Annotated in this window: 8 protein-coding genes; 5 read left to right on the top strand and 3 right to left on the bottom strand. The window is 65.6% G+C overall.

Going from position 1 to position 12,781, the window contains the following annotated elements; genetic code table 11:
* The first annotated feature begins 49 nt into the window (after positions 1-49).
* From EP7_RS20075 to dacB, 4 genes are all read left to right on the top strand, one after another.
* Complete coding sequence (locus tag EP7_RS20075; RefSeq protein ID WP_463523934.1) at positions 50-553, top strand: succinate dehydrogenase hydrophobic membrane anchor subunit; 504 nt, start codon at positions 50-52, stop codon at positions 551-553.
* A 93-nt stretch (positions 554-646) separates the two neighbouring features.
* Entirely contained in the window at positions 647-2,494 is a 1,848-nt protein-coding gene (gene sdhA, locus EP7_RS20070) for a succinate dehydrogenase flavoprotein subunit (RefSeq protein ID WP_463523933.1), read from the top strand.
* Between the two features lie 68 nt (positions 2,495-2,562).
* Positions 2,563-3,318 carry a succinate dehydrogenase iron-sulfur subunit gene (locus EP7_RS20065; protein ID WP_463523932.1) on the top strand — a complete coding sequence of 252 codons (756 nt, stop codon included), beginning with the start codon at positions 2,563-2,565 and terminating at the stop codon, positions 3,316-3,318.
* A gap of 172 nt (positions 3,319-3,490) precedes the next feature.
* The gene (gene dacB / locus EP7_RS20060) at positions 3,491-5,092 is read left to right on the top strand and encodes a D-alanyl-D-alanine carboxypeptidase/D-alanyl-D-alanine endopeptidase (protein WP_463523931.1); all 1,602 of its coding nucleotides are present in this window, start codon (positions 3,491-3,493) and stop codon (positions 5,090-5,092) included.
* Positions 5,093-5,128: 36 nt separating this feature from the next.
* On the opposite strand, the gene EP7_RS20055 is transcribed toward dacB, so the two are convergent.
* Positions 5,129-6,934: a mechanosensitive ion channel domain-containing protein gene (locus EP7_RS20055; RefSeq protein ID WP_463523930.1), complete on the bottom strand. Its 1,806-nt coding sequence runs from the start codon at positions 6,932-6,934 to the stop codon at positions 5,129-5,131.
* 68 nt (positions 6,935-7,002) lie between these two features.
* The gene (locus EP7_RS20050) at positions 7,003-8,928 is read right to left on the bottom strand and encodes a hypothetical protein (RefSeq protein WP_463523929.1); all 1,926 of its coding nucleotides are present in this window, start codon (positions 8,926-8,928) and stop codon (positions 7,003-7,005) included.
* A 336-nt stretch (positions 8,929-9,264) separates the two neighbouring features.
* Here EP7_RS20050 and EP7_RS20045 point away from each other — a divergent pair, with 336 nt between their 5' ends.
* Positions 9,265-10,629, top strand: a complete 1,365-nt coding sequence (locus EP7_RS20045; protein ID WP_463523928.1) for a cobyrinic acid a,c-diamide synthase — start codon at positions 9,265-9,267, stop codon at positions 10,627-10,629.
* Positions 10,630-10,636: 7 nt separating this feature from the next.
* On the opposite strand, the gene EP7_RS20040 is transcribed toward EP7_RS20045, so the two are convergent.
* Positions 10,637-12,712, bottom strand: coding sequence for a hypothetical protein (locus EP7_RS20040; RefSeq protein WP_463523927.1), 2,076 nt, complete (start codon positions 12,710-12,712; stop codon positions 10,637-10,639).
* Positions 12,713-12,781: the final 69 nt, after the last annotated feature.

The following is a 12,781-nucleotide window of genomic DNA, read 5'->3' as shown; positions in this document are numbered from 1 at the left end:
TCGAGACCTTCCGTCTCGCACAGACACAGTCGATAAAGGGGTGACACTCGTGGCGCGTTCCAACGCGGGGCGACGGATCAAGCCGGCAGGCGGCTTCGAGCTGTTCGCCTGGTTCTTCATGCGGATCTCGGGCCTGTTCCTCGTCTTCCTGGCCCTGGGTCATCTGTTCATCACCCACATTTTGAACAACGTCGAGAACATCAATTACTACTTCGTCGCCTCCCGTTGGGCCGACCCGAAGACCGGCGTCTTCTGGCGGCTCTGGGACCTGACGATGATCAATCTGGCCGTGTTCCACGGATTCAACGGACTGCGCCAGATCCTCGACGAGTACATCAGTCGACCGGGCCGGCGGGTCGTGGTGCACACCTTGATCTGGACCGCCACCATCGGCCTGATTGTCATCGGCTCCTATGCCATCTTGCTTTTCCAGCAGGACAAGGAATACATCGAGAAGTGGAAGGCTGAGCGGGCCGGCTCCGTCGTTTCAGCCCCCGCCGCTACCACCTCTCATCCGGCCCGGATCGAGGTCGGCCTCGATCGCCGGCCCTGACTCATCCGCCAACCTATGCCGCCCGCCCGATCGCCCGCCCGCGACCGATCGATTCACCCATTCCCGCGACACGTTCGCGTCAATCAAGACTCTATGAATTACCACAGATTCGACAACATCATCGTCGGGGCCGGCGGCGCGGGCATGATGGCCGCGCTCGAGTCGAGCAAGCGAGTCGGCACCGCCGTCGTCAGCAAGCTTTACCCCGTCCGCTCGCATACCGGGGCCGCCCAGGGGGGAATCGCCGCGGCGCTTTCCAACCTCGAGAGCGATTCCTGGGAGAATCACGCCTACGACACGATCAAGGGCGGCGACTTCATGGTCGACCAGACCGCGGCGGAGATCCTCTGCCGCGAGGCCGTCGACGCGATTTATGACCTCGAGCATATGGGCCTGCCATTCGACCGCACCGCGGACGGGCGGATCAGCCAGCGTCGGTTCGGCGGCCACACCAAGCCGAACCCCAAGTACGACCCCTCAGCGGCCCCCGGCACCGAGGCCGCCAAGCCTCGCGTTCCAGTCATGCGTGCCTGTCACGCCGCCGACCGAACCGGTCACATGATCCTGCAGACCCTCTATCAGCAGTGCATCAAGCAGGGGGTCACCTTCTTCGACGAATTCCACATGCTCGACCTCATCATCGAGGATGGGGAGTGCCGCGGAATCGTCGCGATCGAGATCGCCACCGGACAATTGCACACGTTCCACGCCAAGAGCGTGTTGCTGGCCACCGGCGGGTTCGGCAGGATGTTCAAAGTCTCCTCCAACGCCTACGCCCTCACCGGCGACGGCCCGGCGATCGCCTATCGGCATGGGCTACCGCTGGAGGACATGGAGTTCTACCAGTTCCACCCGACGGGCATCTATCGCCTGGGGATCTTGCTGTCGGAAGCCTGCCGCGGCGACGGCGGGGTGATGTTCAACGGCAAGGGCGAGAGGTTCATGGAGACTTACGCTCCGAACCTGAAGGACCTGGCCAGCCGCGATGTCTGCTCGCGCTCGATATATCAGGAAGTCCGAGCTGGCCGCGGGGTCGACGGCAAGGATTTCGTCCACCTGGACATCCGGGCCCAGACGATCAACCGGTACAAGACCAGCCCGACCGGCCACGACGTGGACGACGCCTGGGTGGAGCGACGTCTCCCCGACATTATCGAATTCGCCCGCACCTATCTGGGCGTCGATCCCATCAAGGAGCCGATGCCCATCCAGCCGACGGCGCACTACGCCATGGGCGGGGTGCCTACGGATATCCACGGCCGGGTCCGCAGCAATGCCTCGGGAGGGATTGTCAAGGGGCTCTACGCCGCAGGCGAATCGGCCTGCGTCAGCGTGCATGGCGCGAATCGGCTAGGCACAAACAGCCTTGTCGACCTCGTCGTCTACGGCAAGCGGGCTGGCCGCCACATGGCCGAACATGCCCATTCGGTGAATTTCGGCGAACTGCCCCCCAATCCCGAAGCCCCGACGAGGGCCGCGATCGACGCCCTGCTGTCGAGGCCCAGGTCCGAGCCGTGGGTCAAAATTCGCGACGAGATGCAGTCCACCATGATGGACAACTGCGGCGTCTACCGCACGGCCGAGACCCTGGAGAAGGCGAAGTCAGACATCGCCCGCCTCAAAGAGGCGTACTCTCGCGTCGGCGTGCAGGACAAGGGCTCGATCTTCAATACCGGCCTGCTGGAAGTGCTCGAGCTCGGTTGCTTGCTCGACCTCGCCGAGGCCACCGTCGCCAGCGCCCTGGCCAGGCGCGAGAGCCGCGGCGGTCATTCGCGAGAAGACTTCCCGGACCGCAATGACGTCGATTTCTTCGCGCACAGCATGGTCTCGCAGGCCCCCGATGGCGGGACGAAGGTCGACTACATGCCGGTCGACATCATCTACGTCGAGAAGGACGGCCAGCAGGTCTCCAAATACCCACTCGAAATCCGCAAATACTGAGTTGAAGGCCCGACCGCGTCGAGCGTTGCACTCGCACACACGAACCGCCCGAGCAGGATTCACCACCCATGTCCATCGCAGCCGCGACCCGCACGCTCAAGGTCCGGATCAAGCGGTACGACCCTGAGCTGGACCAGCCCCCGCGCTGGGAAGAATACGACATCGAGGCCGACCCGCTCGACCGGGTCCTCGACGTCATCCAGAATGTGAAGTGGCTGCACGACGATAGCCTCGGCCTGCGACGCTCGTGCGCCCACGGCGTCTGCGGCTCCGATGCCATGCGCATCAATGGCGTCAACGCCCTGGCGTGCAAGATCCTGGTGAAGAACGTGCGAGGCGACACCCTCACCGTCGAGCCGATCCTCGGCCTGCCGGTGATCAAGGACCTGATCGTCGACATGAAGCCGTTCTTCGACCACTACAAGGCCGTGATGCCCTACCTGGTCAATGACGACCCGCCGCCCACCACGGAGCGCATCCAGACGCCCGAGGAACGGGCTCGGTTCGACGACACCACCAAGTGCATCCTCTGCGCCTGCTGCACCACCGCCTGCCCGCCGTTCTGGGGCGACCAGAAATACGTCGGCCCCGCCGCCATCGTCAATGCTCACCGCTTCATCTTCGACTCCCGCGACCGCGGGGCCGCCGAACGACTCGACATCCTGAATGATGCCGAGGGCGTCTGGCGCTGCCGCACGGTCTTCAATTGCACCAGCGCCTGCCCGCGCGACATCAAGGTCACGCAGGCGATCCAGGAAGTGAAGCGGGCGTTACTCACGGGCAGCGTCCACACCGACGACGCCCTGCATATCCTCGAGTCCTGACATCCGATCAGCACATGGATAGCCCGGCAGCCGGACGAGACGGATCCGGCCGCCGGGCTTCGTACGTCCCGAAGGTTCGATGCGGAGTGCCCCATCTCTCCGGGGCTTCGACATCGGCGGATCGACGCCCGCCGGTTCCACGATTTGACCGACCGTGATGGGGAGGGCTCCGATGAAGGTACATTCCGCGACCCGGCTGGGATCGATCCTGGTACTGGCCCTCGGTGTGGGCGCCCACGCCCAGACCCCGACGGCACCGCGAGAATCGCTGGAGAGTCGGGTCGAGACTGTCCTCGGAACTCCGTCCTTTCGCGACGCCCACTGGGGACTTCTCGTCGTCGACGTTTCGTCGGGCGCCACGATTTACGCCCGCAACCCCGACCAGATGTTCGGGCCGGCCTCGGTCACCAAGCTCTTCAGCACCGCCGCCGCCTGGAGCGACCTGGGGCCAGACTACCGGTTCAAGACCCCCGTCGTGCGCAAGGGCGACGTGGTCGACGGGACGCTTAAAGGCGACCTGATCCTCGTCGCCAAGGGCGACCTGAGCATGGGGGGGCGCACCGGCTCCGATGGCCGGCTCCTGTTCAACGGCGATGATCACATCTACTCGGGCGCCAAGCTGATCGATGCCGACCCGCTCGCGGGCCTGATCGAGCTGGCCGATGGCGTGAAGGCCGCCGGGATCACCAAGGTCGAAGGCAACGTGCTGGTCGACGATCGCTACTTCGCCCCGGCGAAGAGTTCGGGAAGCGGACCGGAAAACGTCTCGCCGATCGTCATCAACGACAACCTGATCGACGTCGTGGTCAAAGCGGGTGCCAAGCCGGGCGATGCCGCCGAAGTCTCGATCGTCCCACCGACGTCCTACGTGACCTACGAGTCTCGCGTCGTCACAGAGGAATCTGGAACGAAGCCGTCGATCTCGATCGAGGTCGCCGGCCCTCGACGGTTCGTCGTCAAAGGTAAGGTTCCTGCCGGTCACGGCCCGGTCGTGGCGATCTATGAAGCCGATCAGCCCGCGTCGTTTGCCCGCGCCGTCTTCATCGAGACATTGCGCCGCCGCGGCGTCGAAGTCTCGGTCTCGCCGCTCGGTTCGAACGAGGAGAAGGACCTGCCCAGCCAGGCGGAGGTCGCCGGCTTGCCCAAGGTGGCCGAGTACACTTCACCGCCGCTCAAGGAATTCGTACGAGTCATTCTCAAAGTCAGCCACAACCTGCACGCCAGCACCCTGCCGCTCCTGATCGCGGCCCATCACGGCGAGCGCACGGCCCGCGAGGGTCTGAGGCGCGAAGGCCAGATTCTCCAGCATCTGGGCGTCGCTCCCGGCTCGGCCTCCTTCGGCGGCGGTGCCGGGGGCGAGCGAGCCGACATGGTGACGCCCAGGGGGACCGTTGCCTTGCTCCGCACGATGGCCGCTCGCGACGACTTTCCGGCCTACGAGGATGCCCTCCCGATCCTGGGCGGAACAGGCACCCTCGCCAGTGCGGTTCCGTCGGATAGCCCCGCGATTGGCCACGTGAAGGCGAAGACGGGAACCTACTTCGTGGGCAACTCGCTCAACGGCAAGTCGATTCTCACGAGCAAGGCGCTTGCCGGCTACATTGACACCGCGGGCGGCCGAAAGCTGGCATTCGCCTTCTTCTTGAACGGCCTGCCTATGAACGAAGTTGTCACCCCCTCCGCGGCCGGCAAGCTCCTGGGCAAGCTCAGCGAGGTCTTCTATCTGGACGACGCACCCGCACCGATCTCCAAGCCGGAGACTACCGACCGGTGATCTCCGATTTCGCGATCCATGACAGCCTCACGGCTCTCATTCGTCCTCGCAGCGGTTTCGTGACTCGATAGGAGCCGTCGGGGCGGGCTGGACGGCCCGCGGCATGTGCGGGGCGGTCGGGGTGGGGACCGGTGGGTCGGCCCGGAATTCGACCGCGGGTTTCGCCGATGTCCGGCTCACCACGGTCAGGTCGTTGCCTGCCGATTCGGCCTGGCGGAGAGTGACCTCTCGGGTGGGCGGCGGCATCAAGATCCCCGCGGCTTCGAATCGCTTCTGGATCTGGGTGCAGAGCCGGTGCTTCACGCGTCCGCCCAGGCTCGGGTCGGGCACATGGACGTGCAAGATCAGGTTGATCGATGACTCGCCGAAACCCTCCATGAAGGCGATCGGCAGTGGATTCCGCAGGACGTCCGCATCCTCTCGGGCGATCATCAGCAGGAGGTCGGTCGCGCGATCCGGGCAGCTTCCCTGGGCGACCCGCAACGGGATCGACACCCGGATCACCTTGTCCTTGAGCGTCCAGTTGACGAGATCGCCGGTGATGAAGGCCCGATTGGGCACGATCATGCTGTGATTGTCGGCGTTATTGATGGTGGTTGCGCGGATGTTGATCCGGTCCACGGTGCCCGTCATGCCGGCCACGGTCACGAGGTCGCCCACGCGGATCGGCCGCTCAAGCAACAGGATGATGCCGCTGACGAAGTTCGAGACAATCTCCTGCAAGCCGAAGCCAAGACCGACGCCGAGCGCGGCGAGCACCACACCGATCTCCTTGACGCCGAGCTTGACCGCCGAGAGCACTCCCAGCGTCCCCATCGCCAGGGCGAGATAGCGGCCCAGCGTGAGGATCGCGTAGCGGGTGCCGGGGTCGTCAGACATCCTGGGGAAGACGACCAGCTCGAACAGCGTGGAAATGTGCTTCCAGACGAGGGCGGTCAGGGCGAGCATGACGAGGGCCTGTGTTGCGTCGCCCACCGTCAGGCCGGTTGTCTGATCGATCGGCCAGAGCGGCATGCCACCGATCGACCGGAACAGTGCGAGGTCGACTTCCCAGACCCATCCGCAGGCGAGCAGGCCGATCGCGGGAATGGCCAGGCGGACGAGCTTGCATAGGGCCTCGGGAAACTTCTCGTTATCGACGACCCCCTTCAGCTTGCCGGTGGACAGCCAGCGCCAGGAGTGTTCCTCGATTGCCGAGACCGCAAGCTTCCGCCCGGCCCAGCTCAGGCTGATGATCGCCAGCGAGGGGAGGCCTGCCGTGGCCAGACGCCGGGCGGTGTAGGCATAGCCCGAGGCATCGAGCAGCACGATCGTCGCGACGATGCCCAGAAGGGTCCAAGCCGCCTGCCTCCGATGCCGGACGACCCAGCCCCGCTTCTCGGTGGCCTCGTCGATCCAGGCAATGAGCGGCGAGTTCTTCCGGAGAAGGCGGAAGCAGACCGCCCAGACGACCAGGCCGTAGGCCAGCCCCAGCAAGTGGCCCGTGACCGAGGCCGAGATCGGCCGATCCGACGGGGCGAGAAGGCCCCCCTCGAGGAGCCCGCGGGGCACAAGGCAGGCCAGGCCGCCGACGATCAGAACCCGAACCGCGGCGCGGACCTGACGTGTCACGGCCCGCGGAATTCCGAGCGTCTCCTCGGCCCAACCTTCGGGGCGGAAGAGAGATCGAACGATCTGGCTCACCCAGAATGCGATCGCCAGGGAGGCGATGAGGTACGAGGCCGGCCGGGCGATGCCCCGAGGCCATGGGCCGATCCGGGCCATGTAAGCCGCGAGCACGAAATAGGTGGGCCAGACGGTGGCGGAAGCGATGCAGAGCAGCAGCGTCTTGAGCGACCTCATGCGAATCTCCGCGAGTCGGACGTGGGCGATCTGGAAGGACATGGCCTGTCTGACGGGAGGGGCCATCGTCAAGCGGGTTCGACTCGCGTGAGCGGGACTTCGACGGGGTGCATCCGATGCGGCAGGCGTCGCCCCAACGCTTTCTGCAGCCGGTATAAGGGGAGCGGGGCGGCGATGCAGGCAAGGACCGCGATGGCGAACTCGACCGAGACCCCTCGCCATCGCTTCGCGTCCCAGGGCTCCAGGGCCAATGCCACGAGGGCCGGCACAATTCGCTTCGCCTCTTGCTGAGTGTGCGAGATCGTCTGCACGCCGATCGGCTCGGTGTCGCGGACCCAGAAGAGATGAGTCCGGATGTAGGCGTAATGCTCGTCGAGGATCTCGATCCGCTTCTGGATCTCGGCATAAATGGCCTCGTAGCGCTCCGCCAGGCTGGCAAGGGCTTTCAGCCTGCGCTCCAGAAACTTGCGATGCTCCTGCTCGATCTTCGAGAATTCCGCCGTCGCCTCGTCATGCCTGGACTCGGGCAGGTGTTCGAGGAGCGAGTCGAGCTCATAGCGGTCGTCACGACCGTCGTTGAGCAACTCCATCTCGACGTCGGTCCTTAGATTCTCGTAGAAATCCATCCGACCCGCGGCGTAGGCAAGGTCGTTCTTCCTGAGCAGCTCTCGCTCTTTCGAAATCGTCTTGTAGTCGTTCTTGAGGCGGACGGCGATCAGTCCTCCCCCGCGACCGAGTTCCACCATCTTCTTCGAAGTCTCGCGGCGTTTTTCCGCCACCGCCGTCCGTTCCTTCAGCTCGTCCAGGGATAGGCCGCTGCTATTCGCCAGGGAGTTCTCGTCGTTGAGGACCGCCGCTTCCAGGTCGAGCATCTCGGCCTTTCGCTTGCCCTTGTGCCGCTCAAGCGGGTCATTGGCGCGCTTCGCCCGGGTTTGCTCGATCGCGGCCTCTCGTTTCAGCTTCTCGCGCTGATGGTCGGCCAATTTCTGGTGTTTGGCCTTCATCCGTTCGAGGCCTTTCCTCGCCACGGCAAGATCGGCCTCGGCGCATTGGGCCGTGAGGGCCGCCAGCTCGGCCCGGATCGGATCGAGGGTGGCTTTCGCATCCAGGATTGCCTGCCGCTCCGCTTCGAGCCGCTGCTCCCAGGAGAGGTTGACCAGTCTTTGCCTGGCCAGGTCGCGTGCATCCGCGGCCACCGCGCTGGCGAGCGTCTTCTCACGCTCGGCGCGGCGGGCGATCAGCGAATCCCTGCGCTGCTGGAGCTTATCCCGCTCGGCCCTGAGCGCATTGGCCGACTTGTTCGGCTCGAGTGCTAGACCTTTTTCGACCTTCGCGGCCGTGTCCTTGGCCTCTCCGGTCGCCGCCTCGATCGCTTCCTTCATCAGCGTGAGGGCCGCGTCGTCGATCTTGGCCTCATCGACGGAGAAGCATTCGGGCAGTAAAGCCTTGGGATCCTTGGCCGCCTGCGCGATCAGGGCCCCGGTTTTTTCCAGCTCCCCTTTGAGCTGCTCGATTTGCGTCTTGGGGTCCGGGTCGGGGTGTTCGACCTCATATCGCTCCCTCGACGCCTTCTCCAGCTCGTCGAGGATCCGTAGCCGTTCGCCGAGCAGCTCGCGTCGCTCCTTGAGCAAGGCTGGCTTGGCATCCTTCGTCTCGGCTTCGGCCGGCAGTTCGAGGGCCTTGAGCGCCTCGGCCGTCTCGACGCGGACGACGTCGGGAAGGGCGGTGGCGACCTCGGGAAGGATCGGCGGCAGGGTCGGAGGCGGCTCCGCGGCGGCCTTGTCGGGCATCGGCATGGGCAAAACCGATTGATCGGCGGCCTGAGCCTTCGGGGCAGCGACCGGCTTCGGGGCCGCCGGGGATTTCGCCGGGATGGGCGGGGGAATTGGCGAGGGGGGCTCGACCATCCCGGCCTGTGCCTTCGAGGCGACGAGGCTGGCCATCACGATTGCCAGCGACGCAATGCGCGTGCGGAGGGGGGCGCCTCGATCCATCGGGCGACGTTCCTGCGGAGATTCGTGGGGGCCATCCATGTCCCGTCGTGGCGTACCCTAGCCAAGGCACCTGCACCCGGCAAGGCGAATCGGTCGATCGGGGCTTGCTACTTAGACAACTGTCTGCGACGGGCCTTGACCGTGGCCGGCTCAATTCTATGATTGAGGGCGAACCAACCGAGTTCCCGCGCCGTCGCCCCAGCGAGGTGGCCGCGTGCCTGCCATTACTCTGCCCTCAAAACTGCTCGAAATGAATTCGGCCCGCGGTCGATCGCGACGGGTGTCGTTCCCGTGTCAGATCTTCTGCGCGTGACTCGCCCCGGGATGGTGCACCGCATGATCCGAATTCCCTGTTTGGCCCTGGCCACCTCTACATCCATCTGCGAGCAGGATATGCTCGGGATGGCCATGTTGTCCGGCCTGACGCGGCGAGGCGCCCGGATCCAGCATTTCCGCTCGCAGGCGTGCCCGCTCGGCTCCGATGTCGCCGGCCGGATCACGGGAATGCCGGGCCGTCATCTCGACTCATGGCTCATGCAACCCGAGGTTCGCCGCGAGGTTTTCGCCCGGGGCATCTCGGGCCCCGTCACGCTTGCCATGGTCGAGGGAAGGCTCCGTTCGACGGCGAGCTGCCTGAGCACTTCGCCGCACAACCTCGACGCCGCCGACGTCTCCGGCATCGGACCTCTGGCTCAGTCGCTCCAGATCCCGCTGGTCATGGTCGTCAAGCACGACCCAAACGACCCGCTTCACCTGCCGCACATCCCCGAACAGGCCGAGGGCCTGATGCTCGACGGCTTCGAGACCCGTGAGCAGTTCGACCAGTTCCGCTCCTTCATCCGGATGACCTGCGGCCGCGCGGTCCTTGGCGGAATGTCGGCGGCCCCGAAGCTCCGCCAGGCTGTCATGGAAGTTCCCCCGGGGATGCCCATGCCAACCGACCTGATCGACGCCTTGGCGACGGAGTTCGATGCCTACGCCGACTGGGCGGCGATCGCCGCCCTCGCCGATTCGAGGCCGTTCAGCTGGAGCGGCGAGCTCGGTGCGCGCGTCCGGGCCGACCGGAGCCGATTTCGAGTCGCCTATGCCCGCGACGAAGCGTTTGGTGGTTACTTCCCCGACACCCTCGAGACCCTCAGCTCTCTGGGGGCCGAGCTCGTCGAGTTCTCGCCGATTCACGACGGGGCGCTTCCCGACCATCCCGACCTCGTCATGATCGGCTGCGGGTTCCCGGACAATCATATCGAGGCGCTGACCGAGAATGTCAGCATGATCACGGCCCTCTCCAGCCACGTCTGCAATGGGCGGCGAATCTATGCCGAAGGGGGAGGGGCCGCCTATCTCGGCCAGACGATGTCCATCGATGGCCGCATCCACAACGGCGTGGGGATCCTCCCCCTGAATGCCGTCCTCCAGATGAATCAGCCCCCGCCTTGGCCCGTGATCCGAACTCTCACGAATGACTCGTGGCTCGGCCCTCGCGGGACGACCGTGAGGGGCTACAGCTCGGGCCGCTGGAAATTCAGTCCGGCGGACCACCCCGGCCGCTGCCCCGGCCGGGCCGCCCCACTCTGCGGTGAACTTGACATGTACAAGTATCATCACGCGGTCGGCGGTCTGCTTCACCTGCACCTGGCCGCCTTGCCCGAGGTGGTCGAGGCCTTCGTCGGCCCGCATCGGCCCTCGCTCACCCTCCCCTGAAACTTGCTCATCGCCGCCCCGCCTTGAAGGTCGGATTCGTCTCCTCCAACTCCTTCAGCTCCTTCGAAGCGATCTCAGCGTCGGCGGACGAGCCCATCGCCCGGATCGTCGCCCGGAGCTGCGAGCGCCACCGGATCGGCTCGGCGCCCTCCCGTGCGAGGCCGTGGATCCTGGCGGTTGACTGCTCCTTGAGGTTCCTTGCCCCGTCGGATCGCATGACCTCATCCCAGATGGTCATCGCCACCTTCAGGTCCTTCGAGCCGACCGACTCGATGAGTTGATGGGCCCTGGACCATTCGAGCATCGCCTGCAACCAGACCGATCGCTCTCCCTTCGGGATCACCATGATCCGCTCCCGGACATCGCCGGGCCGCCCCGATTCGTGCATTGCGTCGACCGTCAGCTCATCCAGGGTTCGCCTCAGTCCGGCCGGGATCCGCGCGCGGTCCAGGGTCGCGATCTGTCCGAGCCAGCCGTCCTGAGTCCTGCCGTTCCCCTTTGGCCTCGTCCGGAACGCGCGAGCGACTGCCGTCTTCAGCGCCCATGCGAGCCGATCGGCGTCGCTGGCACCCGCTTTGGGTGCCTCGGATTCAACATAGACGGGCCAGCCTGCAACCGGCTCCCAGGAGGCGATGCGAGGTTGCTTCACCGAGTCAGGGGCGACCCGGTAGAGAGGATCTCCGATCAGGGTCAGTCGCCAGGCGCGGCCCCTCGGCTCGCCGGGGACCTGGCGCAACGCGGCCGAAATCGGCAACTTGCGGACGAGGAGGTCGGCAACGAGTGTCGGCGTCCTGAACGCGTCGAGGTAGGGCTCATTCATCGACCCGAAGTAGACGAAGGCCCCGTGCACGAGCCAGCGCCCCGAGATGGTCGCGGCATCCCTGGGATTCGCGGCGGAGTAGCTGTGGACGGGCACGACGACCGCCGGCACGGTTGCGGGGATGTCGGCCGACTGGCCGGTCCCGGCCAAGACCGAGAAGTAGTCGGCCCCGCCCGAAGAATTCTGCATGATCAAACCATGCGTGTTTGTCGAATCAAAACCCTCATGCCATCCCTCGATCCGCGCCGCGTCGCGGGACCTCTTGCTGACAGGCATGACCCGGGCGAGCGTCAATGAGGCCGCCTCTTGGTCGTAGTCGATCCAGGGCTGGTCGGTCTGCGGATAGCCGTTGAAGAGCATGGCCGACCGGGGCTGGAGGAACAGCGAGCACATCGCGCGATAGACGCTCGCGGTGGGATCGCCGATCAGGCGGCCGCAGTAAGCCCAGCGGCTCATGTCCGGATTGCGCGTGATCAGGTCATCCAGGGAATTCACCTCGCCCGGGATGGTGTACCGGTCGGGGATGTCGACGCCGAAGGTCACGAAATCGCACGAATCCCCCAGCCGACCGTGCGCCGGGTGGTGCTCGGCGATCCGCTTCCTGAGCGAGATGGACAGGGCATTGACCTCGTCCAGATTCAGGTTCTTGTCAGCCGCGAATGAGCTCCTCCAGCGCATCAGGGCCTGGAATCGACCCGCCGCGAGCGCCGCCGAGGCCGCGAAGGTCGGGCTCTCGGGCGTGGACATCACGACCCCTGGGGGATTGAATTCGGTTTTCGGATGAATGGCGTCGCCAACGACCGGGGCCGCAGGGGCGACCCCGGGCCCCGACCACGACTTCAGCACCGCAGCCACCGCAATCTTCCAGGCTTCCGAGGGTACGTCGGGCTTGAAGGCCTGCACGCGTCCCGGATATCGGACGACCCGCGAGGGGCGGAAGGCCCGAAGGAATTTGGAGGTGTATGGCACGTCGTCGAGCAGGATCGGGAACCAGTGGTCCGCGTCCCAGGTCGAGAGGACCTCGAGGAACGTCGGCACGTCGGGGACCAGGCAGACGACGTCGACGACCTTGCGAATTGGCCCGGGCCGATTGTCCCAGGCGGCGACCGCGTCGCGGAGCGGGACGAGCCGTTCATCGTTCAGGCTGATCGGCGCCCGCCGCGGGTCGGCCTGGAACGCCCTCGCCGGTGCGAGGTGCGGAGCGCAGACAAGCAGGGGTGAGAGCAGCGTCGTCAGGACGATCGTTCGGGTCGAGCCGCTCATGAAGTCTCCGAGTCCTTGGGGGCTTCGGCACATCGGGGCACGGGGTCATTGTGGCCCCGGCGGGGTAAA

The organism is Isosphaeraceae bacterium EP7 (assembly GCA_038400315.1).
Classification (GTDB): Bacteria; Planctomycetota; Planctomycetia; order Isosphaerales; family Isosphaeraceae; genus EP7.
Note: the sequence above shows the minus strand (reverse complement) of the source record. Positions and strands in the feature narration are given on the sequence as shown.